The sequence below is a fragment of the Lysobacter sp. A421 genome (assembly GCF_054052145.1).
In genome coordinates this window covers 470,646-493,764 of sequence record NZ_JBSVRL010000001.1, presented here as the reverse complement: position 1 = coordinate 493,764, position 23,119 = coordinate 470,646, and the positions used below count along the sequence as shown (strand labels likewise).

At 65.3% G+C, this 23,119-nt stretch carries 21 protein-coding genes; 4 read left to right on the top strand and 17 right to left on the bottom strand.

The features are described 5' to 3' along the window. The first annotated feature begins 144 nt into the window (after nt 1-144). Together ACW7G6_RS02310 and ACW7G6_RS02305 are read left to right on the top strand one after the other, a co-directional pair. Nucleotides 145-2,481 carry a Tex family protein gene (locus ACW7G6_RS02310; protein WP_456997487.1) on the top strand — a complete coding sequence of 779 codons (2,337 nt, stop codon included), beginning with the start codon at nt 145-147 and terminating at the stop codon, nt 2,479-2,481. A 91-nt stretch (nt 2,482-2,572) separates the two neighbouring features. Next, nucleotides 2,573-4,798, top strand: coding sequence for a M3 family metallopeptidase (locus ACW7G6_RS02305; RefSeq protein WP_456979282.1), 2,226 nt, complete (start codon nt 2,573-2,575; stop codon nt 4,796-4,798). A 66-nt stretch (nt 4,799-4,864) separates the two neighbouring features. Here the strand turns inward: ACW7G6_RS02305 and ACW7G6_RS02300 are convergent, their stop codons facing one another. The 4 genes from ACW7G6_RS02300 to ACW7G6_RS02285 form a co-directional block, all read right to left on the bottom strand. Further along, the gene (locus ACW7G6_RS02300; protein WP_456979281.1) at nt 4,865-5,713 is read right to left on the bottom strand and encodes a hypothetical protein; all 849 of its coding nucleotides are present in this window, start codon (nt 5,711-5,713) and stop codon (nt 4,865-4,867) included. An 81-nt stretch (nt 5,714-5,794) separates the two neighbouring features. Further along, nucleotides 5,795-6,508: a pseudouridine synthase gene (locus tag ACW7G6_RS02295; protein ID WP_456979280.1), complete on the bottom strand. Its 714-nt coding sequence runs from the start codon at nt 6,506-6,508 to the stop codon at nt 5,795-5,797. A gap of 33 nt (nt 6,509-6,541) precedes the next feature. Next, the gene (locus tag ACW7G6_RS02290; RefSeq protein WP_456979279.1) at nt 6,542-6,847 is read right to left on the bottom strand and encodes a GNAT family N-acetyltransferase; all 306 of its coding nucleotides are present in this window, start codon (nt 6,845-6,847) and stop codon (nt 6,542-6,544) included. 39 nt (nt 6,848-6,886) lie between these two features. Beyond that, nucleotides 6,887-7,639: a histone H1-like repetitive region-containing protein gene (locus ACW7G6_RS02285; RefSeq protein ID WP_456997486.1), complete on the bottom strand. Its 753-nt coding sequence runs from the start codon at nt 7,637-7,639 to the stop codon at nt 6,887-6,889. 298 nt (nt 7,640-7,937) lie between these two features. On the opposite strand from ACW7G6_RS02285, the gene ACW7G6_RS02280 reads away from it, so the two are divergent. Beyond that, entirely contained in the window at nt 7,938-8,111 is a 174-nt protein-coding gene (locus ACW7G6_RS02280; protein ID WP_456997485.1) for a hypothetical protein, read from the top strand. Between the two features lie 4 nt (nt 8,112-8,115). On the opposite strand, the gene ACW7G6_RS02275 is transcribed toward ACW7G6_RS02280, so the two are convergent. Further along, nucleotides 8,116-8,721, bottom strand: a complete 606-nt coding sequence (locus ACW7G6_RS02275; RefSeq protein ID WP_456997484.1) for a rhomboid family intramembrane serine protease — start codon at nt 8,719-8,721, stop codon at nt 8,116-8,118. Between the two features lie 104 nt (nt 8,722-8,825). Here ACW7G6_RS02275 and ACW7G6_RS02270 point away from each other — a divergent pair, with 104 nt between their 5' ends. Further along, nucleotides 8,826-10,622 (top strand): M14 family metallopeptidase, encoded by a 1,797-nt coding sequence (locus ACW7G6_RS02270; protein WP_456997483.1) that lies wholly within the window; start codon nt 8,826-8,828, stop codon nt 10,620-10,622. Nucleotides 10,623-10,647: 25 nt separating this feature from the next. Here the strand turns inward: ACW7G6_RS02270 and ACW7G6_RS02265 are convergent, their stop codons facing one another. The 12 genes from ACW7G6_RS02265 to ACW7G6_RS02210 form a co-directional block, all read right to left on the bottom strand. Then, on the bottom strand, nt 10,648-12,693 hold the full coding sequence (locus ACW7G6_RS02265; RefSeq protein WP_456997482.1) for a TonB-dependent receptor family protein: 2,046 nt from the start codon (nt 12,691-12,693) through the stop codon (nt 10,648-10,650). 250 nt (nt 12,694-12,943) lie between these two features. After that, the gene (gene pcaD / locus ACW7G6_RS02260) at nt 12,944-13,735 is read right to left on the bottom strand and encodes a 3-oxoadipate enol-lactonase (RefSeq protein WP_456979273.1); all 792 of its coding nucleotides are present in this window, start codon (nt 13,733-13,735) and stop codon (nt 12,944-12,946) included. 8 nt (nt 13,736-13,743) lie between these two features. Continuing rightward, a complete protein-coding gene (gene pcaF / locus ACW7G6_RS02255) occupies nt 13,744-14,952 on the bottom strand; it encodes a 3-oxoadipyl-CoA thiolase (RefSeq protein ID WP_456997481.1) in 1,209 nt (402 codons plus the stop codon). Then, the gene (locus ACW7G6_RS02250) at nt 14,952-15,734 is read right to left on the bottom strand and encodes a CoA-transferase subunit beta (protein WP_456979271.1); all 783 of its coding nucleotides are present in this window, start codon (nt 15,732-15,734) and stop codon (nt 14,952-14,954) included. Before ACW7G6_RS02250 ends, pcaF begins: the two co-directional genes overlap by 1 nt. Then, nucleotides 15,731-16,594, bottom strand: a complete 864-nt coding sequence (locus tag ACW7G6_RS02245) for a CoA transferase subunit A (protein ID WP_456997480.1) — start codon at nt 16,592-16,594, stop codon at nt 15,731-15,733. The genes ACW7G6_RS02250 and ACW7G6_RS02245 overlap by 4 nt, the downstream gene beginning before the upstream one ends. 39 nt (nt 16,595-16,633) lie before the next feature. Beyond that, entirely contained in the window at nt 16,634-17,419 is a 786-nt protein-coding gene (locus ACW7G6_RS02240) for a 1,6-dihydroxycyclohexa-2,4-diene-1-carboxylate dehydrogenase (protein ID WP_456997479.1), read from the bottom strand. Beyond that, nucleotides 17,419-18,450 (bottom strand): benzoate 1,2-dioxygenase electron transfer component BenC, encoded by a 1,032-nt coding sequence (benC, locus tag ACW7G6_RS02235; protein ID WP_456997478.1) that lies wholly within the window; start codon nt 18,448-18,450, stop codon nt 17,419-17,421. The genes ACW7G6_RS02240 and benC overlap by 1 nt, the downstream gene beginning before the upstream one ends. Before the next feature lie 33 nt (nt 18,451-18,483). Beyond that, nucleotides 18,484-18,987: a benzoate 1,2-dioxygenase small subunit gene (gene benB, locus ACW7G6_RS02230; protein ID WP_456997477.1), complete on the bottom strand. Its 504-nt coding sequence runs from the start codon at nt 18,985-18,987 to the stop codon at nt 18,484-18,486. Next, nucleotides 18,984-20,357 carry a Rieske 2Fe-2S domain-containing protein gene (locus ACW7G6_RS02225; RefSeq protein WP_456997476.1) on the bottom strand — a complete coding sequence of 458 codons (1,374 nt, stop codon included), beginning with the start codon at nt 20,355-20,357 and terminating at the stop codon, nt 18,984-18,986. The genes benB and ACW7G6_RS02225 overlap by 4 nt, the downstream gene beginning before the upstream one ends. 124 nt (nt 20,358-20,481) lie before the next feature. After that, nucleotides 20,482-21,426 (bottom strand): catechol 1,2-dioxygenase, encoded by a 945-nt coding sequence (gene catA, locus ACW7G6_RS02220; RefSeq protein ID WP_456997475.1) that lies wholly within the window; start codon nt 21,424-21,426, stop codon nt 20,482-20,484. 69 nt (nt 21,427-21,495) lie between these two features. Further along, nucleotides 21,496-21,786, bottom strand: coding sequence for a muconolactone Delta-isomerase (catC, locus tag ACW7G6_RS02215; protein ID WP_456997474.1), 291 nt, complete (start codon nt 21,784-21,786; stop codon nt 21,496-21,498). Between the two features lie 2 nt (nt 21,787-21,788). Next, complete coding sequence (locus ACW7G6_RS02210; protein WP_456997473.1) at nt 21,789-22,997, bottom strand: muconate/chloromuconate family cycloisomerase; 1,209 nt, start codon at nt 22,995-22,997, stop codon at nt 21,789-21,791. Nucleotides 22,998-23,119 lie beyond the last annotated feature (122 nt).

Sequence of the window (23,119 nt, the reverse complement as noted above, 5' to 3'; positions counted from 1 at the left end):
GTCAAAGCCTCGGACACTGCCGACCAGACGTTTAGGTCGCTGCCTTCATCGCGGCTGTCAACACCTTTCCCCGCGGCGCATCCGCCGCCACAATCGACCACCCTGCCCGCCATGGGCTCGTGCTTCTCCAAGGTCGTCTCCTCAATGTCTGAACTCAGCTCCCGGTTTGCAAACCAGATCGCCCACCTGATCGCCCGCGAAATTGACGCCCGGCCCAGCCAGGTCATCGCTGCAATCGGCTTGCTGGACGACGGTGCGACGGTGCCGTTCATCGCGCGCTACCGCAAAGAGGTGACCGAGGGTCTGGATGACACCCAACTGCGCAACCTGGAAACCCGGTTGATCTATCTTCGCGAGTTGGAGGATCGTCGGGCGAGCGTGCTGGCCAGCATCGAGGAGCAAGGCAAGCTGACCGACGAACTGCGCGCCGACATCGAGGCTGCCGACAGTAAATCGCGTCTTGAGGACCTGTACCTGCCCTACAAGACCAAGCGCCGGACCCGCGCCCAGATTGCGCGTGAGGCCGGCCTGGAGCCGCTCGCCGACGGACTGCTGTCCGACCCCAGCCAGGTGCCCGAGGTAGTCGCGTCGGGCTTCGTCGATGACGAACGGGGCATTGCCGATGCGAAGGCGGCGTTGGAAGGCGCACGCGCGATCCTGATGGAGCGCTGGGGCGAGGACGCCGCGTTGGTCGGCGAGCTGCGCAACTGGCTCACCGAGGCGGGCGTCATCCGCGCCCGGGTGATCGAAGGCAAGGAAAACGACGGCGCGAAATACCGCGACTACTTCGATCACGCCGAATCGTTGGCGAAAATCCCCTCGCACCGGTTGCTGGCGCTGTTTCGCGCCCGTCGCGAAGAGGTCATCCAGCTCGACCTGGACCCGGGCACGAACGCGGAGACCGGCCACGCCCAGGCCATCGCCCGGGTCGCACACCATGCCGGCATCCGCGACCAGGGCCGGCCAGCGGACGCGTGGTTGCACAACGCCTGCCGCCTGGCCTGGAAGGCCAAACTCCACCTGCACCTGATGCTGGACCTGTTCGGCCAGGCCCGGGAGAAGGCCGAGGCCGAGGCGATCGCGGTGTTCGGCGACAATCTCAAGGACCTGCTGTTGGCGGCTCCGGCCGGGCCGAAGGCCGTGCTCGGGCTGGATCCTGGCCTGCGCACCGGGGTCAAGGTCGCGGTCGTGGATGCGACCGGCAAGCTGGTCGCGACCGACACCATCTTCCCGCACCAGCCGCGCAACCAGTGGGACGGCTCGTTGCATGTGTTGCGTGCCCTGTGCGCGAAGCATGCGGTGCAACTGATTGCGATCGGCAATGGCACCGCCTCGCGCGAGACCGACAAGCTCGCCGGCGATCTGATCAAGCTGGCACCCGAGCCGACGATGCAGAAAATCGTCGTCAGCGAGGCCGGTGCGTCGGTGTATTCGGCCTCGGAATTCGCGGCCAAGGAGTTTCCCGGACTGGACGTTTCGCTGCGCGGCGCGGTGTCGATCGCCCGCCGGCTGCAGGATCCGCTGGCCGAGCTGGTCAAGATCGAGCCCAAGGCCATTGGTGTCGGCCAGTACCAGCACGATGTGGACGGCTACCGGCTTGCACGCGCGCTGGACGCGCGGGTCGAGGATTGCGTGAACGCCGTGGGTGTCGACGTGAACACCGCCTCGGCCGCTTTGCTGGCCCGGGTGTCGGGACTGGGTGCGACCGTGGCCGAGAACATCGTGGTCTACCGCGACCAGAACGGCGCGTTCGCCAGCCGCAAACAGCTGATGAAGGTACCGCGACTGGGCGAGAAGACCTTCGAGCAGTGCGCCGGCTTCCTGCGCGTGGCCAACGCCGACCAGCCACTGGATGGCTCATCGGTGCATCCGGAGGCGTATCCGGTGGTACAGCGGATCGTCAAGCAATGCGGGCGCGAGGTGAAGCAGCTGATCGGCGATGCGTCGTTCCTGCGCAGCTTGCACGCCGAGCAATACACCGACGACAAATTCGGCTTGCCGACCGTGCGCGACATCCTCAAGGAACTGGAAAAGCCCGGTCGCGACCCGCGGCCCGAGTTCAAGGCCGCGCGATTTGCCGACGGCATCGAGCAACTCAAGGACCTCAAGGTCGGGATGATCCTGGAAGGCGTGGTCAGCAACGTCGCCGCGTTTGGCGCGTTCGTCGATATCGGGGTCCACCAGGACGGGCTGGTGCACATCTCGGCGCTGGCCAACCGCTACGTCAAGGACCCGCGCGAGGTGGTCAAGGCCGGCGACGTGATCAAGGTGCGGGTGCTGGAAGTCGATATCCCACGCAAGCGGGTCGCGTTGACCTGCCGCCTGGAGGACGCTGCCCCACCGGCGCCGCAGCACCAGGACCGCCAGCCTCGCAACGTCCCGGTCAAGCCACACCGGTCCAGCCCGGCCAAGCCGGCGTCTGCACCGCCGGCCAACAACGCACTGGCCGCCGCCTTCGCTCGCGCCAAGGACAGCCGCTGAACACGACGGTGGTGCGCCCGTGGCTTTTGTCATGGGTGGCAGCCGGCGGCATGCGTTAGGCTTCGGGTTCCCACTGACGAGGTTATGTCCGATGAAGCATCCACTTGCGCTGGCGTTGGCCATAGCGCTGACCGCCAGCTTGTCCGCCTGCGCACAGTCTGACGCTGCCAAGGGCGACACCGCCCAGTCCGAATCCAAGGCCGATACCGCCGTGACCGACGCCAGCAACCCGTTTTTCACCGAAAGCGATCTGCCGCTGCACTACCCGCGCTTCGACAAGATCGATGACGCCGACTTCGGCCCCGGCTTCGATCGCGGCATGGCCGAGCACCTCGAGCAGATCGAGGCGATCGCCAGCAATGACGAAGCGCCCACGTTCGACAACACCATCATCGCGCTGGAGAAATCCGGCGACATCCTGCAGCGCACCGCGACCGCATTCTTCAGTCTGGTCGGTGTCGACACCAACGATGCACGCAAGGCGATCCAGGCCGAGTACGCGCCCAAGCTGTCGGCGCATCGCGATGCCATTTCGCTGAACCCGCAGCTGTTTGCGCGCGTCCAGAAGCTGTACGAAACCCGCGACAGCCTGGGCCTGGAGCCCGAGGGCGTGCGCCTGATCGAGCGTTACCACACCGATTTCGTCCGCGCCGGCGCCGAGTTGTCCGATGCCGACAAGACCCGCCTGAAGGAGATCAACTCCGAATTGGCCGTGTTCGGCACCCAGTTCAACCAGAACGTGCTGGCCGAGGTGAATGACTCCGCCGTCGTTGTCGACAGCAAGGAGAAACTCGCCGGGCTGACCGACGAGCAGATCGCCGCCGCTGCGGCTGCCGCCAAGGATCGTGACCTGGATGGCAAGTACCTCATCGCCCTGCTCAACACCACGGGCCAGCCGCCGCTGGCACAGCTGGAAAACCGCGACGTGCGCGAGCGCGTGTTCAAGGCCTCGGTCGCTCGTGGCAGCCGTGGCAACGAGTTCGACAACACCGCCATCGTCTCCGATGTCATGAAGTTGCGCGCCGAGAAGGCGACGATGATGGGTTACCCCAACTACGCCGCCTACGTGTTGGCTGACGAAACCGCCAAAACCACCGAAGCGGTGAACGACATGCTTGGTCAGCTGGCACCAGCTGCGGTGGCCAACGCCAAGCTCGAGGGTGCTGCCATCCAGGCCATGATCGACAAGGAACAGTCTGCCAAGGGCGAGCCGACATTCGAGCTGCAGCCGTGGGATTGGGCGTACTACACCGAGAAGGTGCGCCAGGATAAGTTCAACTTCGACGAATCCGAGCTGAAGCCGTACTTCGAGATGAAGAACGTGCTCGAAAACGGCGTCTTCTACGCCGCCGGCCAGCTTTACGGACTGACCTTCAAGCAGCGCACCGACCTGCCGGTCTACAACCCGGATGTGCTGGTGTACGACGTGTTCGAAGCTGACGGAACCCAGTTGGCGATCTTCCTGGCGGACATGTATGCACGCGACACCAAGCGTGGTGGTGCGTGGATGAACTCCTATGTCGACCAGTCCGAGCTGACTGGAGACCTGCCGGTGGTCGCCAACCACCTCAACATCACCAAGCCAATCAACGGTCCGACCCTGTTGACGTGGGATGAAGTCACCACCGCGTTCCACGAGTTCGGCCACGCCCTGCATGGCATGTTCTCCGACGTGAAGTACCCGTACTTCAGCGGCACCAGCGTGCCACGCGACTTCGTCGAGTTCCCGTCCCAGGTCAACGAGATGTGGTCCGACTGGCCGTCGGTGCTGGCCAACTACGCCAAGCACTACGAGACCGGCGAGGCGATGCCCAAAGAGCTGCTGGACAAGGTGCTGGCGACCTCGAAGTTCAACCAGGGTTTCGCCACCACCGAGTACCTGGGTGCGGCAATGCTTGACCAGAGCTGGCATCAGATCGGTGCGGACAAGATCCCCGAGGCCGATGGTGTGATGGCGTTCGAAGCCGCTGCCCTGAAAGCCAACGGCACCGACTACGCGCCGGTTCCGCCGCGCTACAAGACCCCGTATTTCAGTCACATCATGGGGGGTTATGCCGCCGGCTATTACGCCTATATCTGGTCGGAAGTGCTGGACGCCAACACCGTGGGATACATCAAAGCCAACGGTGGCCTGACTCGCGAGAACGGCGACCATTTCCGCGAAACCCTGCTCTCGCAAGGTGGCAGCAAGGACGCGTTGCAGCTGTTCCGCGACTTCGTCGGCCATGAGCCGCAGATCCAGCCGCTGCTGGTGCGTCGCGGCCTGGATGCACCGGTATCGGATGACGCCGTGGTGCCAGACGTGCCGAAGCAGTAACGTTCCGCTTGCATGACCAAGGCCGCCCGGCGCAATCCGGGCGGCTTTTTTTGTGATCGCAAAGGATTAACGCGGGGCGCCGCCCTGGAACAACCGACGGTATTGCGGTGCGACATGGGGCAGCAACACAGCCGCCGGTATCTCCACCGTCTGCACGCCGTCGGAATACGGCCCCACCTGGTAGGGCGCGAAGACAAAACGCAGCGCGACCAGCTTGCCATCGGCGCCGGCAACCGGTTCGAACTGCGCGAAGTTCTCCGGATCCGCGGTGGTGCCTTCATCGATCATCCCACCTGCACTGCGCACCAGCTCGGCCCTTTGGGCAGGCGGCAGTTCATCGGCATCGGCCCGTTGTGACAAGGCGGCATGCAGCTGTTCGCGCACCTGTCGGGAAACCGCCTGCCAACCTTCGGCGTCCGGAATCAACCGTGCGGCCGTCAGTCGCTCATCCTGGTCGGGCAACCACACGAATCGCTCCAGCAACGGCACACCATGGGCGCCACCGGTATAACTGCTGCCATCCGCGGAGTAGGCAACCAGCTCGGGACTGTCCAGCACTTCGGTGAAATCAAGCGACAGATCGTAGATTGCACTGCTGTCCTGGGGACGCGACGCCACCGCCTGCAGCAACTGCGTGCGGGCAGCCTCCGCGTAAGCCTTGAGCAGTGCCGCCAGCTCCGGGTAATTCCCGGCCGACGACGGATAGCTGATACCGATGATGTAGTCCCCGGTCGACTCCATCACGTCATCAAGCGCTACATCTGCCGCCGGCGCACCCACCGCGGGTGTCGAGGCGATGTCCGGACCCGCCGTGGGACCGGTCACTTCGGTTGGCGATTGCGGCGAACGCTCACAGGCCGCGAGCGAGGCCAGCAACGCGACCGCGAAAACACCATTGATCCCGATTTGTCGCATGGAATTGGCCCCTCCTGTTTGGACGGACCTTAACGCCATTCATGTGACGTCCGGATGCAGACGGGATAAAGCGAAGTGTCGTTACCAATCAGTGCGTTGCGGCAGCAGTCCGTGAAGTTCGGCGTCGGTGAGGTTGCGCCATTGGCCGGTTTTCATCCGCCCCAGCTTGACGTTGCCGATGCGCACGCGGATCAACTGCTTGACCCGGAACTTGAAGTAAGCCGCCATCAGCCGGATTTGCCGGTTCAAGCCCTGCACGAGCACAATACGGAAGCCGGACCGACCCAACTTGCTGGTCTTGCAGGGCAACGTCGTTTGACCGTGGAGCGGGACGCCCTTGGCCATCGCGCGCAGGAACTCGGGGGTCACCTCATGGTTGACCGCGACCAGGTATTCCTTCTCCAGCTTGTTTTCGGCGCGCAGGATCTCATTGACGATATCGCCATTGCTGGTCAACAGGATCAGGCCCTCGGAATCCTTGTCGAGACGGCCAATCGGGAAAATCCGGCGTTCGTGGCCAACGAAGTCCACGATATTGCCATCCACCGCGGACTCGGTCGTGCAGGTAATGCCAACGGGCTTGTTGAGCAGGATATAGACGTGCTTCCGCTGCCCCTTGGGGACCGCGCGCACACGCAACGCCTGGCCATCGACCTTGACTTCGTCACCCTCGCCCACCTCCGAGCCGACCCTGCCGCGCAATCCGTTGACCGTGACCCGCCCTTCGGCGATCAGGCGATCAGCTTCGCGGCGCGAGCAGAAACCGCTCTCGCTGATGTGTTTGTTCAGACGCATGGTGGGTTGCACAGGGTTTGGCGGCCGGCCAGTCTACGCCAACAGCGGGCGGTACTCGGGGTGGCGTTTGACCCACGCAGCGGCGTAGGCACAGTCCGGACGTACCTTCAGGCCCTCGCTGCGGGCGTGTTCGAACGCCTCCAAGGTCAGTTTCCCGGCGATGCCGCGCCCGCCTATCGCCTCGGGTACGCCGGTGTGGGTGAGCACCATCAAGTCGCCGCGGCGCTGGTAGTCAAGCACCCCATCGACGCCATCAACGGTGGTGACAAAGCGTGAACCGGCGGCGTCATGGCGAACCACCACCGCCGGCATATCGGGACTGGGACTGGGACTGGACATGTCTGTGCTACTCACTGAATGAAAGTGCTCCGGCATGCGTCAACGGTTGTCGCGTTTTCCCTGATTGTGTCGATCATGCGTGCTGACGCTGCCCTGGATGGCGGACATCCGACTCTCGCCTGCGTGCAACTCTTCGGCGCGGTCCGCGGCGGCGGGTGACTGGAAGCCTTCGCTTGGCTGATGTTCGTGCTCTGGATCCAGCGACTGCCACGGCTGTGGCTCGCGGTCGCGTGCCTGTTTGGCATCAAGCAGTTCGCGGGTATTGGCAAGCGCCCGTTCGGGAGTGATCCGGCGTCGCTTGGCGCTTTTCTTTGCTGTCGCTGTTTTGGCTGGCGATTTCTTCGCCACGGCCTTCCTGGCCACTGGCTTCTTCGCGGCGGTCTTTTTCGTGGCGACCTTTTTCGTGGCGACCTTTTTTTTGGCCGCCTTTTTCACGGCTGCGTTCTTCGTCGGCGCCTTCTTCACTGCCGCCTTCTTCACCGAGGCTTTCTTCACCGCGACTTTCTTTGGAGCGGCTTTTTTCACGGCTGCGTTCTTCGTCGGCGTCTTCTTCACTGCCGTCTTCTTCACTGCCGTCTTCTTCACTGCCGTCTTCTTCACTGCCGTCTTCTTCACTGCCGCCTTCTTCACTGCCGCCTTCTTCACCGCTGCTTTTTTCACCGCTGCTTTTTTCACGGCCGCTTTTTTCACGGCTGCCTTCTTTGCAGCCGTTTTCTTTGCAGCCGTTTTCTTTGCAGCGGTCTTCTTCGTTGCCACCTTGCCGGTGGCCTTTCGCGCTGAGGTCGTGGCCATACAGTCCTCCATCGAGATAGTCGAGGGGCGCGCCAACGAGGGTTCCGGTGTGCGCCGTCACGTCACGCTGTGGTGTGACGGCTGATCGATACCACGGATCGTATTTATACGGAGTGAGCATCGACCGCCGACGGCAACGCCGGCACCTTCACGGCCGAGTGTGACGCGGAAGGTCATTTCACCGTGTCACGCATCACTGGATCCTCCTGACCGCGGTGATGGCATGGAACCTGCGTTCCTCCAGATAGGAAGGTTCCGACCAGCGGAAGCCTGATGGTGCCACCTCACGGAGATAACCATGGATGTCCTGAATCCACACACCCATGACGCCTACAGCGACGACGCACTGGTCGCCCGGCTCTACGAACTGGGCGACAACGACGACAGCGATGAACTCGCCCGCATCGATGCGCTGGTTTACGAGCGTCTGTTGCAGACCTATGGCGACGAGGTCGAGGCCGTCACTGGCTGAGACATCAACCGAACGACGGATTCATCAGTCGCTCGAGAAAGTAAGGGCCGATTCGCGGTTCCATGAACAGCATGAACAACACGCCGTAGATCGCGCCGGACAAATGCGCGCTGTGGTTGGTGCGACCGCCACCCTGGCGATCCATCCAGTACGAATAGCCGACGAAGAACACGCCGTAGACAATGGCGGGCACCGGCAGGAAAAACACGAAGATCAGCGACCACGGCTGCACCAGGATGAAGGCGAACAACACCGCCGATACCGCGCCCGAGGCACCCAGGCTGCGATAGTGCGCGTCGTTGCGGTGCTGCAGGTAGGTCGGCAGGATCGCAATCACGATCGCCGACAGATAAAACAGCACGAAGCCCAGTGGGCCGATCATCTCGACGATCAAACGCTCGGTCGCCCGTCCAAAAAAGAACAGGGTGATCATGTTGAACAGCAGGTGCTGCCAGTCCGCGTGGATGAAGCCGTGGGTCAGCAGCCGGTCGTACTGCTTCTGGCGATCAATCGCCGGCGGCCACAGGATCAGGCGATCAAGCAGGCGCGGACGGTCAAACGCCAGCCAGGAAACCAGCACGGTTACTGCGATCAGGATGAGGGTCAGCATGGGTCAGGCAATCCTGTTTGAGTCTTTTTGGCGAAGGGGCAAGGCTAACCGACTCGCCACGGTCGCGGGGTAACATTGGCCGATCCAATACACGAAGCCTGCCGATGACCCGCTCCCGCGAACTCCGCCCCGCCCTGCTTTGCCTGCTGTTGGCCGCCACCCTTCCCGCTTTCGCCCAGCACGCGCCGTTGACTACCGCGCAGTTAACCACGGTGTCCGAACGCAGCGGCTTCATCCAGACCGGACGCTATGCGGAGGTGCTGGAACTGTGCGATGCATTCGCCGCGCAGTATCCGGAAGCCGTGCGCTGCGAGACCTTCGGCACTACCCCGGAAGGTCGGCCGATGAAGCTGCTGGTGGTATCGCAGAGCGGCACGTTCTCCGCCGAGGCGGCGCGCGAGCAGCACCTGCCCGTGACCCTGATCCAGGGCGGCATCCACGCCGGCGAGATCGATGGCAAGGACGCCGGCTTCCTGGCCCTGCGCGAGATGCTCGACGGTAAGATCGCCGCGGATGTGCTCAAGCAGCAGGTGTTCCTGTTTGTCCCGGTGTTCAATGTCGACGGCCATGAGCGATTCGGCGCATGGAACCGCCCCAACCAGCGCGGGCCCGAGCAGATGGGCTGGCGCACCACCGCGCAGAACTACAACCTCAATCGCGGCTATGTGAAAGCCGACGCGCCGGAGATGCAGGCAATGCTGGCGTTGATCAACCAGTGGGACCCGCTGGTGTATGTCGACCTGCACGTCACCGACGGCGCGAAGTTCCAGCACGACGTGTCGATCCAGGTGGAGCCGGTCAACAGTGGCGACCAGGCGCTGCGCCAGGCCGGCAGCACCCTGCGCCAGGGCACCATCGATTATCTCGCCGACCATGGCGCAATGCCGCTGCCGTTCTATCCCTCGTTCGTGGAAGAAGACAACCCGGCCTCCGGCTTTGTCGACGGCGTTGCCACCCCGAGGTTCTCGCAGGGTTACATGCGCCTGCGCAACCGTCTCGGGATGCTGGTCGAGACCCACTCCTGGAAGGACTATCCGCACCGGGTAAAGACCACCCATGACGCAATCATCGCGGTGCTGCAGCAGGTCGCCCAGCACGGCGGGCAGTGGCAACAGTTGGCCAGCGCCGCCGACACGCGCGCGCTTGCGCTGGGTGGTGATCCGGTACCGCTCACCTTCGATGCCAGTGAAAACTGCCACACCATCGACTTCGAGGGCTATGCCTATACCCGCACGCCGTCGGAAATCTCCGGGGCGACCATGACCCGCTACGACGAGAACCAGCCGCAGACCTGGAGGGTACCGCTATGCGACGAGCTCCGCCCCGCGCTGGTGGTCAATGCGCCCAAGGGGGGCTACCTGGTACCGGCCGCCCATGCCGGCTGGGTGGCCAAACGGCTCGACCGGCACGACATCGACTACCGCCGGCTTGAACAGGGCTTGTCGAATGCGAAAGTCGAAACCTTCCGGGCCCAGGCCACCAAGTTTGGTGAGTCATCCTATGAAGGCCATCAGCGTCTTGAGCTCGAGGGGCAATGGCAGCCGGAGACTCGCGATGTCAACGCCGGTGCCTTGCTGGTGCCCATCGCCCAGCCCAAGGCGCGACTGGTGATGCACATCCTGGAGCCGCAGGCGCCGGACTCGCTGGCCGCATGGGGCGAGTTCAACAATGCCTTCGAGCGCAAGGAATACATGGAGCCCTATGTCGCCGAACAGGTCGCCCGCGAAATGCTCGCAGCGGACCCGGAGTTGAAGGCCGTGTTTGAGCAGCGCCTGCGCGAGGACGCCGAGTTCGCCGCCAGCCCGCGTGCCCGGCTGGACTTCTTCTACCACCGTCACTCCTCGTGGGACCAGCGCTACAACCTCTATCCGGTGTTGCGTATCGACACCCTGCCCCGGTAACGCCCGGGCCGCCGGCGCGGCCTGGTCAGTCGAACGACCAGGTCACGTCCAGGCCAAGCATCCAGTTGCGTCCGGGTGATGGCTCGTAATAGCGCCCGCCACCGGCGTTGACGATCACCGATCCGATGATGTCCCGGTCGAACAGGTTGTTGACCCGGGCAAAGCCTCGCCAGTCGAAGCCACCCAGCTGGAACCGGCGCTCGGCGGCCAGGGCGAAACTGGCATAGGCCGGAGCAGATTCGCTGTTGTCGTCATTGACATAGACGCGATCCACGAACTGACCGTCCAGCATGACGTCGATGACCTCCTGCGGGCTCCAGCGCAACTCGGCCCAGGCGACATGCCGCGCCAGTCCCGGAATATGCCGTCCGCCCTGGATCAGCAGCTCATCGCGCACATCATCGGGTGCGCAAGGCGGCGTGGCGCAAACCGCGAAATCACTCAGATAGCGCGCGTCGAGGAATGTGTAGGCCGAGGAAAAATGCCAGCGTGGGGAGAGCTCTCCCGACAACGCCAATTCCACCCCGCGACGGCGTGTAAGCCCGGCGTTGTCGTACACGCTGCGTCCGCCCAGGTTGGCCACCACGACCAGCTCGTCCCGGGTACGGCTGACGAACGCGGCAGCGGAATATTGCAGTCGGTCCCGACGCGCGCGCAGGCCGATTTCGTAGTTGTGGCTGCGCGCCGGTGCCAGGGAATCGTTCAACCCGCTCAACCCGTCACTGCGGTATGCCAACTCCGAATAGGTTGGCGTCTCGAAGCCGCCACCGGCATTGGCGTACAGGCTCATCCACGGGGTGGCGCGATAGAGCACGCCGGCGACAGGTGAGGTCCGCGAGTAGGACAACGCGCCGCTGTCATCGGGGTTGATGTCGGTGATGAAGCGATCACTTGATCGGAACCGCACCTGGCTGCGGCGCGCGCCCACGTTGATCCGCCAGCGGTCCGCCGGCTCCCAGTTCGCTTGCAGGTAGACGTCGCGTCCGGACACCTGGTTGATCTCGTCACGACGCAATGCCCCGATCACGCCGAGCTGGTCACCGACGAAATTCTCATAGCCTCGACGGCGCTCCTCGGAAACCTCGTACTCGACCCCCGAGGTCAACGAGAACGGCCGCTCCCATAACTCGGTCGTCCAGAGCCAGCGCGCATCGATGCCGTGGTAATCCCGGTCCAGGTCGATCACGCCACCGTTGTGCAAGGGTGTATTGCGCTGGACCGCGGCAGGGACCGACAACATCTGCGCGGTCGCCCGATTGCCGCCATAAGCCGTCACCGCCAACTCATGGTCTGATGAGATCGGCTGCACGACATGCGCACCAAACTGGCTCTGGCGTACCGACTTGTCGATGTCGTAAGCCAGTGCGCCGTCGCTGGCGGCGCGCCGGTCTCCCTGCAGTTGCTGCGCAGTCAGACCCTGCGGGTCGTCCGCCTGCAGGTCCAATCCGTTGAACAGCACCGTGTAGCGTCCCCCGTCGCCATACGTTCCCTTCAGCAGCGCCTGGCCGCTACGCCGGCGCGCAGCGCTGTGGTGGCGATAGCCTTGATCCTCGACGTCGACCAGGTCGACCAGGAAGCTGCCCTGCTCGTCGCGGCCCCAGGGCGTGTGGAACGACAGTGCCGAGCGCCGCAGTCCGTCTTCACCGGCAACCATGCCGGCGCGCAGCAGCGGGTTCGCCGGTGCGTCTGCGGTGAACAGCGAGATGACACCCCCAGATGCATTGCCATACAACGCCGAGAAGGGCCCGCGCAGCACCTCGATACGTTCGGCCGATTCCAGCGGGAAGTGCGACACCTGCCCCTGCCCGTCCGGCATCGTGGCCGGAATACCATCGGTGTACAGGCGTACACCGCGCACCCCGAAGGTGGCTCGCGCGCCAAAGCCCCGGATCGATATCTGCAGATCCTGGGCGTAGTTCTGGCGGTCGCGGGCAACCACGCCGGGCACTCGCTGCAGGGTTTCCGACAGGTCGATTTTTGGTTGCGCACGCTGGATCTCATCGGCACTGATGACGTCGATCGCCGCGGGCACCACCAATGCGTCAACCGGGATGCGGGTGGCGGTGACCACCACCGGCGCCAGCTGCGTGTCACCCCCCGATGATGGCGGCGGCGAGGATGATTGCGATTGCGCAATCCCCGGCACCAACAGGAGTGCGAGCCAAGGCAGCCGCAGGCGCCGCCTGCATCGTGCCGACGGACAGTACGTGTTGCTCATAAACCCAATCTCAATGTTGTGGTGCTTTCCAGCAGGCATTCGCCAAGGGTATCTGATCCACCCGGGCCACCAGTACGCACATCGCCGCAGTCAATGACTATGGCTATGGCAGCAGGAAGCCGGTCAGCGCCTGGTTGAAGGCATCGGGGGACTCCAGGTTGCAGATATGGCGCCCCTCGATTTCGGCGTAGCGTCCATCGGCAACCCGGTGCGCGATGGCCTGCAGGTCGGCCGGCGTGGTCACCGGATCCTGGCTACCGGCCAGCGCCAGCACCGGCGTCGCGACGCCCGCCAGCGTGTCGCGGAAATCGGCACCGATCAGCGCATGGCAGCAACCGGCGTAGCCCTCCACCGGGATCTGCCGCAGGCGTTCCAGCGTCTGTTCGACCGCCTCCGGTTCGGCCGCGGCGAACGCCGGCGTGAACCAGCGGCTGACCGTGCCATCGGCGATCGACTCCATGCCGTTCGCCCGAACCTGGTCGATGCGCGCCAGCCAGCCGTCTTCGGTGCCGATCTTGCCGGCGGTGCTGCACAGCACCAGCCGGTGGAGCCGATCGGGGGCGTTGACCGCCAGCCATTGCCCGACCAGCCCGCCGATCGACAGGCCGCAGTAATGGGTGCTGGCGATGCCCAGCGAATCGAGCAGCCCGAGCACGTCGCGGCCGAGGTCGTCGATCGAGTACGGCGCGGGTGGCGTGGCCGAACGGCCATGGCCGCGACGGTCGTAACGCAGGATGCGGAAGTGCTCGCCGAGCACTTCGATCTGACGGTCCCACATCGTCAGATCGGTGCCCAGCGAATTGCAGAAGGTCAGCCACGGGCCGTCGGCGCGGCCATCGACGCGGTAGTGCAGGCGCACGCCGTTGACAGTGGCGAAGGTGGGTGTCGGTTCCATTGCTGTCCTCACACCCGCTCAATGGCCAAGGCGATGCCCTGCCCGACGCCGATGCACATCGTCGCCAGACCACGCTTGCCGCCGCTGGCTTCCAGTTGACGCAGCAAGGTCAGCGCCAGACGCGCACCGCTCATGCCCAGCGGATGGCCGAGCGCGATCGCACCGCCGTTGGCGTTGACGTGGGCGGCATCGTCGGCGAGCCCGAACTGACGCAGGCACGCCAGCCCCTGCGCGGCGAATGCTTCGTTGAGTTCGATCGCGTCGAAGTCGTGGATGGTGAGGCCGAGGCGTGCCAGCAATTTTTGCGTGGCCGGCACCGGGCCGGTGCCCATCACGCCGGGCAGCACGCCGGCAGTGGCCATGCCCAGCACCCGGGCGCGCGGGGTCAGGCCATGGCGCTGCGCCGCCGCGGCCGAGGCCAGCATCAGCGCCGCGGCACCGTCGTTGATACCCGAAGCATTGCCGGCGGTGACCGTGCCGGGGGCGGCGAAGATCGTCTTCAGTTTGGCCAGCACCTCGGCACTGGTATCGGCGCGCGGATGCTCGTCCTCATCGACCTGCAGGGTCTCGCCGCGCTTGCGACCGGGCACCGTCACCGGCACCAGCTCGCCGTCGTAGAAGCCGGCCGCCTTCGCCGCGGCGTACCGCTGCTGGCTGCGCAGCGCGAAGGCATCCTGATCCTCGCGCGAGATGCCGTACTGCGCGGCCACGTTTTCGGCGGTCTGGCCCATCGACTCGACGCCATACAGCGCCTCCAGCGCCGGATTGACGAAGCGCCAGCCCATCGTGGTGTCTTCGAGGACTTGATTGCGGGCGAACGGCGAGGCCGCCTTGCCCATCACGAGCGGCGCGCGCGACATCGATTCGACACCGCCGGCGATAGCGATTTCCAATTCGCCGGCACGGATGCCGCGCGCCGCGCTGCCCACCGCGTCCAGACCGGAGCCGCACAGGCGGTTGAGGGTCACGCCCGGCACGTCGGTCGGCAGCCCGGCCAACAGCAGGCTCATGCGCGCAACGTTGCGGTTGTCCTCGCCGGCCTGGTTGGCGCAGCCGAGGAAGACGTCGTCGATCCGCGTGGGGTCCAGCCCCGGGTTGCGCGCCAGCAGCGCCTTCAAAGGCACCGCGCCGAGGTCGTCGGCACGGATGCCCGCGAGCGCGCCGCCGTAGCGGCCGATCGGCGTACGGATGCCGTCGACGATGAATACGTCAGCCATCACTCTCCTCCTTGTTGCTTGCCGTGGGCGGCATCGGTGCGGGCCTGCAGCGCGCGCAGCGTCGCCAACACCGAGGCTTCGGGCGGCACGGTTTCGCTCACGTTGTCGGCAAACTTGATTGGCCAGCCGGTGGCTTCGACGATCTGCCCGCGACTGACGCCGGGATGGATCGAGACCACGGTCAGCTCGCGCGTCACCGGATCCGGCTCCATCACGCACAGGTCGGTGACCACGACTTGCGGGCCCTTGCCCGGCAGGCCGGCGCGCTGGCGCGCATCACCGCCGTCCATGTGGCCGACGCTGGTGACGAAGTCGAGTTTGTCGACGAAGGCGCGCTTCGACTGGCGGATGATGATGAACACTTCCTTGGCCGAGCCGGCGATTTCCGGCGCGCCACCGGCACCCGGCAGTCGTGTCTTCGGGGCGTCGTAGGGGCCAATCACGGTGGTATTGAGGTTGGCGAACCGGTCGATCTGCGCCGCGCCGAGAAAGCCCACGTCCACCCGTCCGCCCTGCAGCCAGTAACGGAAGATTTCCGGAGTCGAGACCACGGTGTCGGCGGTTTCGGCCAGCTCGCCGTCGCCGATGGACAGCGGCAGGACGGTCGGCTTGGCACCGATCGGGCCGGATTCGTAGATCAGGGTGGCGTCCGGCGCATGCGTCAGCCGCGCCAGGTTGGCGGCGGTGGACGGCAGGCCGATACCGACGAAGCAGACCGCGCCATCGCGCAGCCGGCGGGCGGCGGCGACAGTCATCATTTCATTGGTGGTGTAGGTGCTCATACGCTCGCCTCCTGCTGGCTTTCGGCATGGACGCGCTGGAAGCCCTCGAAGTCTTCGGTGTCCAGGATGTGGCGCTGGATCCAGGCGGTGAACGCCTCGCGGCTGCGGGCGATCGGATCCCAAGCCAGGTAGAAGCGATTGTCGCGCTCGTAATAGCCATGCGCGTAGGACGGGGTGGCCCCGCGCGGCACGTGGCACACGGCGCTCACCACCCAGCGCGGCAGGATGCAGGCGTTGGCCGGAGCGTCCAGCTTGTCGACGATCTCCTCGACGGTGACGATCACCTTCTTCGCCGCCAGCGCGGCCTCCTTCTGCACGCCAAGGATGCCCCACAGCAGCACATTGCCCTGGCGGTCGGCCTGCTGGGCGTGGATCACGGTGACATCGGGCCGCACGGCCGGCGTGGTGGCCAGCGTCTCGCCGGTGTACGGGCAATCGATGAAGCGGATGCTGTCGTTGACCTTGGGCAGGTCCGAGCCGATGTAGCCGCGCAGCACCGCGAACGGCAGCCCGGACGCGCCGGCGACGTAGGCGTTGGCCATGTCGGCATGGCTGTGCTCGCGGATGGCGAGCTTGTGCGGCCAGCCCTTCTCGACAGCATCGCGCAGGCGGTGCAGCGAGCCGACGCCGGGATTGCCGCCCCAGGAAAAGCGCAGCGACGTCGCGCAGCCGGCACCGATCAACTGGTCGTAGATCAGATCCGGAGTCATGCGCACCAGCGCCAAGTCGCGCTTGCCTTGGCGGATGACCTCGTGGCCGGCCGCGTGCGGAATCAGGTGGGTGAAGCCTTCCATCGCCACGGTGTCGCCATCGTGGATCAGGCCGGAAACGGCGTCTCGCAGTGAACAGATGTCAGCCATGGATAACCTTCATATCGCTATGTGGGGGCCGGCTTGCGCTCAACCCTGGTCGCCGCCGCCAACGGGCAGCACGGTTCCGGTGATGTAGGAGGCCTCGTCGGAGGCGAGGAACAGGATCGCCGCGGCCTGCTCGGCCAGGGTGCCGTAGCGCTTCATCAGCGTGCTGTCGGTGGTCTGTTCGACGATGGCCTGGTACCACCGTGCTTCCTGCGCGGTGGGCGATTCTGTGTTGCGCGGCACCTTGCGGAGCGGCGCTTCGGTGCCGCCGGGCGCGACTGCGTTGACGCGCACGCCGCGGCCGCCGCACTCGAACGCGAGCGAAGCGGTGAGCGCGTTCACGCCGCCCTTGGCTGCGGCGTATGGCACGCGGTGGACGCTGCGGGTGGCGATGGAGGACACGTTGACGATGGCGCCGGCGCCCTGCTCCAGCATCTGCGGCAACGCGGCACGGCAGCACCACAGAGTGGGGAACAGCGAACGGCGGATCTCCGCCTCGATCTGCGCCTCGCCGTACTGCTCGAACGGGCGCGCCCAGATGGTGCCGCCGACGTTGTTGACCAGTACATCGATGCGGCCGTAGCGGGCGATCGCCAGCGCCATCACCGCCTGCGCGCCGGCCCAGGTTTCCAGATCGGCGTGGATGCCCTCGCAGTCAGCGCCCAACGCGCGCGCTTCGGCCATCACCTCATCGAGGAATTCGGCCCGGTCGGCCAGCACCAGCCGCCCACCCTCGCGGGCGATGTCCAGCGCCACCTCGCGGCCGATGCCCTGGGCCGCGCCGGTGACCACCACCGACTTGCCGGTGAAGCGGTCGGCGCGGGCCATCACGCGGCCTCCTTGAGGCCCGGCGTGCTGGGCGTGAACTTCTCGTAGTGGAAGCTCGCCGGAGTGACGCCCAGTTCGCCGAGGTGGCGGCGCACCGCATCGACCATCGGCGGCGGCCCGCACAGGTACACGTCGACCTCGCCGCCATGCAGCGCGTCGGCCGGCAGGTGGTGGGTGACGAAGCCCTTGCGCGCATGCGTGGACGCCTCGTCCGCGACGATGGTGGCGAACGCGAAGCCGGACAGGCGCTGCGCATAGGCTTTCAGTTGTTCCACCAGCACCAGATCTTCGTCGCGGGTGACCGCGTAGAGCAGCTGCACCGGCTGGCTGTTGTCCTGCACCGCCAATACTTCCAGCATCGACAGGAACGGCGCCAGCCCGGTTCCGCCAGCGAGCAGCAGCAACGGCCGCTTGACCTCGCGCAGGTAGAAGCTGCCCAGCGGGCCGGTCAACGACACGGTCTGGCCGATGGCCGCTTCAGTGAGGTAGCCGGTCATCAGGCCGCCCGGCACCTGCTTGACCAGGAACGACAGTCGGCGCGCGCCCGGGGCCGAACTGAAGGAATACGAACGGGTCTGTTCGCTTCCCGGCACGGCGATATTGACGTACTGGCCCGGCAGGAACGCCGGCGCCTCGGCGCCTTCAGCGACCTCGAATGCCACTTCCAGTGCCGCGTCCTGATGCGGGGTGATCGCCACCAGCGTCGCCTCGAACGTCGCCGTGCCGGTCTTGCACGCAGTCGACGGCAGCGGCACCGATATCACGCAGTCCGACGACGGCACCATCTGGCAGGTCAGTACCAGGCCCTCGGCGGCCTCGTCCTCGGTCAGCGCGTCCTCGATGTAGTCGTCGCCGAGGTCGTAGCGACCCTGCTCGGCGCGGCACTTGCACGTGCCGCAGACGCCGTCGGAGCAGTCCATCGGCAGGTTGATGCGCTGCCGGTAGGCGGCATCCAGCACGGTCTCATTGGCACGGCAGTCGATGAAACGGGTGACGCCGTCCTCGAAACTCAGGGCGATGCGATGACTCATGGGGTTACCTCGCAGGCGCGGCAGGCGCGCCGGTCAGATGTGATAGACATCGATCAGCTGGTGGATGTAGTCGTTCTTCAGCACCACCTTCTTGCGCGCGATCACGGGCTCGCCACCGCTGGTGTCCAGTCCGCTTGTATCCAACGTGTAGAACGAGGTGCCGAAATAGCTGTCGGTGGTCTTGTAACGGTGGCTGAGCGTGTGCCAGTTGAAGCGCAGCTCGATGCTGTCGCCTTCGCGCGACAGCACTTCGATATTGCTCAGGTTGTGGCCGGTACGCGTCTCCGGCAGGCTCGCGCTGGAGCGCTCGGTCTTGATCCGGAACACGCGGTCTTCCAGCCCCTCACGGTTGGGGTAGTAGATCAGCGAGATATCGGTCTGCGGGTTCTCAACCAGGGTGTCGTCGTCGTCCCAGGCCGGCATCCAGAACTCCACCCTGGGCGAATAGCACTGCAGCCAGGCGTCGAAGTCGCGGTCGTCCAGCAGGCGTGCCTCGCGGTACAGGAACGCTGCGATCTGCTCATGCGTCAGGCTCATGCCGACACCTCCGCATCACTCTGCTCCGCGGCCATCGCGCGCGCCATCACCTGCGACCAGTAGCCGTGCTGCTTCAGGTAAAGGCCCTCATCCTCGGGATGGGTGCCGCTGATCAGCGGGTTCAGGCCCATGGCCCTGGCGTTGTCGTCAGCACCGTCGATCCAGTGGCCGTCGGCGCCGCGGCTGAGGTCGTTCCATGGCGCGGCAATGCCCTGATAGCCCTGCTGGCAGGCGCGGAACTCTTCCAGGTCGTCGGGTGTGCCCATGCCGCTGACGTTGAAGAAGTCCTCGTATTGGCGGATGCGCAGCGCGCGCATGTCCGCGCTCTCGCCCTTGGGCGCGAAGCAGTAGATGGTGACCTCGGTCTTGTCGACCGCGATCGGGCGCACCACCCGGATCTGGGTGGAGAACTGGTCCATCAGGTAGACGTTGGGGTACACGCACAGGTTGCGGGTCTGGTTGACGATGAAGTCGGCCTTGGCCTGCCCCAGCTTCCCGGCCAGCGCCTCGCGATGCGCATACACCGGCCGTACTTCCGGATTGAGCAGTTGCGTCCACAGCAGCAGGTGGCCGTGCTCGAAGCCGTACACGCCGCCAACCGCCTTGGACCAGCTGTTGGCGTCCACGGCCTGGGTGCCACCTTCCTCGTAATTGCGCCGGCCCATCGTGGCCGCGTAATTCCAGTGCACCGAGCTGACGTGGTAGCCGTCGGCGCCGTTCTCGACCTGCAGTTTCCAGTTGCCGTCGTAGGTGTAGCTGGAGCTGCCGCGCAGCACCTCGAGCCCGTCCGCCGCCTGATCCACGATCTGGTCGATGATCACCTTTGTTTCGCCCAGGTGCTCCTCCAGCGGCAGCACGTCGGCGTTGAGACTGCCAAACAGGAAACCGCGGTAGGAGGCGAACTTCGCCACCTTCTTGAGATCGTGAGAGCCATCGGTATTGAAGCCGAGCGGATAGGCGCCGGTCTTGGCGTCCTTGGCTTTGAGCAGCTTGCCGCTGTTGCTGAAGGTCCAGCCGTGGAACGGGCAGGTGAAGCTGCCCTTGTTGCCGCGGTTGCGGCGGCACAACATCGCGCCGCGGTGCGCACAGGCGTTGATCAGCGCGTGCAGCTCGCCTTGCTTGTCGCGGGTGATCACCACCGGCTGGCGACCGATGTTGGTGCTGAAGTAGTCGTTGTTCTCCGGGATCTGGCTTTCATGGGCCAGATACACCCAGTTGCCCTCGAAGATGTGGCGCATCTCCAGCTCGAACAGCGCTTCGTCGGTGAAGATGTCGCGGCGGGCGCGGTACACGCCACTGTCGGCGTCTTCGACCAGGGCGGCGTCGATCAACCGGGAAACGCGGGGGGAATTCTCGATGACGGCGGACATGGCGAGCTCCTGCACGTGAGCGACGTGCGTGGCGTGTGCGGCGCCACGCGAGACCACTCGCGGGTACCGGACTGGGCAAGACCCCGGCAGCGTCTGCCGGGGCTTCAAGGGCTGACTTGAAAGATCAGGCGGCGGCGCGTTTGCGCTCGACCACGCTGTCGGGCACGGACCCGGTCTTGGGCACGAGCACGAAGTCGAACTCGATCTCGGCGAACGGACCTTCCAGGCCCCGCGCCTTGATCGCGTCGGCGTCGTCGACCTGCTTGATGGCCGGCACCAGGTCGTCGCGGGTGGCGAAGGCGAAGTCGTCGTGCAGGTACTCGTCGCCGTCGATGTTGATCTGCGTGGTCAGGTGACGGCAGCCATCGGCATTGATGAAGAAGTGGATGTGCGCCGGGCGCTGGCCGTGGCGGCCGACTGCGTCGAGCAGGTTCTGGGTCGGGCCACCGGGCGGGCAACCGTAACCGGCCGGAACGACGCTGCGGAACTCGTAGTTGCCGTCGGCATCGGTGCGGATCGTGCGGCGCAGGTTGAACGCGCTCTGGGTCGAGTCGAAGAACGAGTACATGCCCTTGGTGTTGCAATGCCAGACCTCGACGGTCGCACCCGGCAGCGCCTTGCCGCCCGCGTCGCGCACCTGGCCGTGCATGACCAGCAACTGGCCATCCGGATCCGGGTCGTTGTCCAGGCGGGCCTTGCCTTCGCTCACCGGCGCGCCGGCCACGTACAACGGGCCCTCGATGGTGCGCGGGGTCACACCGGCGATGCCGGCGGCGGCATCGGCTGCGTCCATGCGCATGTCGAGGTACTTCTCGAAGCCGAACCCGGCGGCGGCCAGGCCGGCTTCACCGGCGGCACCGAGCTCGTTGATGTAGTTCACCGCGGTCCAGAACTCGTCCGGGGTGACGTCGAAATCTTCGATGGTGCGGAACAGGTCGCCCAGCACGCGATGCAGTATCTGCTTGGTACGAAGGTTGCCTTGGGGCGTTTTGCCTTCAGCCGATTCCAGACCGCTGCAGGTCTCGAGGAAATCCCGCAGCTCGGCGGTGTCGATGAGTTTGACCGTCATGGTGTTGCCCTCTTTCGGTTCGTCTTGCTGGGGTTGTGGCGAGTGGGGGTGGGTGATGCGGCAATCGACTCAGCGGTCGTCGGCGTGGATCGAGGACGGGTGACGGCACAACGGCATCACCTCGATCTGCATGTAGGGGTACAGCGGCAGCGCCATCAGCAGCTCGTGCAGCTCGGCGCTGCTTTCAACGTCGAAGATGCTGACGTTCGAGTACTGGCCGACGACGCGCCAGATGTGGCGCCACTTGCCGCTTTGCTGGAGTTGCTGGAACAGCGCCTTCTCGTCGGCCTTGAGCGTGGCGACGGTGTCGGCGGGAAGGTCGCGCGGGATGCGCACGTCCATGCGGACATGAAAAAGCATGGTCAGGCTCCTTGGGATTGGGTGGAGGAAGCAGGCGCGACCGCGCCGGGGACACTGACTGTCCGGCGCACCGCGTCGCGGCGGAAAAACTGCACCCGCTCCTCGTCCAGGTCGATGCCCAGGCCCGGGCCGATCGGAACGGTGAGCTGGAAGTCGCTGTAATCCAACGGCTGGGTGAGGATCTCCTCGGTCAGCAGCAACGGTCCGAACAGCTCGGTGCCCCACTGCAGGTTCGGGAAGGTGCTGAAGACATGGGCCGCGGCAGCGGTGCCGACCGCGCCTTCCAGCATCGTGCCGCCATACAGCTCGATGCCGGCGGCGTCGGCAATCGCGCCAATCTGCTGCGCGGCGAACAGGCCGCCGGCCTGCTCGGTCTTGATCGCGAACACATCGGCCGCGCCGGCACGCGCCAGCTCGTAGGCGCTGTTCGGGGTGCCGACCGACTCGTCGGCCATCAGCGGAATCGGGAAGCGCCGGGCCAGCCGCGCCAGCGAAGCGGCAGTCGCCGTCGGTTGCTCGACCAGATCGCAGCCGACATCGGCCAGCGCCGGCAATCCACGCGCGGCGGCCGTCTCGCTCCAGGCCATGTTGACGTCGACCCGGACGCTGGCGCGGTCGCCAACCGCACGCTTGATCGCGGCGACGTGGGCGACGTCGTCGGCCACCGCACGCATGCCGATCTTCAGCTTGAACACGTCATGGCGGCGCAGGGCCAGCATCTTCTCGGCCTCGGCGATGTCGAGCGCGGTATCGCCCGAAGCGAGCGTCCACGCCACCGGCAGGCGATCGCGCACGCGGCCACCGAACAGTTCCGACAGCGGTATGCCCAGCCGTCGGGTGTGGGCGTCCAGCAATGCGGTTTCGACGGCGCACTTGGCAAAGTGATTGCCCTTCACGTGCTTGCCGATCTTCGCCATCAGCAGACGCACCTGCGAGAGGTCGGCATCCTTCAGCAGCGGCGCGATGTAGGTATCGATGGCGAGCTTCATGCTTTCCGGGCTTTCCGGCCCGTACGACATGCCACCGATGGTGGTGCCCTCGCCGATGCCGACGCTGCCGTCGGTGGCGTGGATCCGAACCAGCATCAGGGTCTGGGCATGCATGGTCGCGACCGACATCCGATGCGGCCGAATGGTCGGGATATCCAGCAGCAGGGTCTCGACGCGTTCGATGCGAACGGACGGCTGACGGGGATGGCTGATATTTGGCATGCCCCGATTCTTCGACTCTGCCGCGCGGCAAGTCCAAGACTATTACAGTCTTGTTTCATACCCAAAAGGTATGATCTACCTGCACAACGTCCGAATGCGGCACTTATTGCGCTGCAACATCC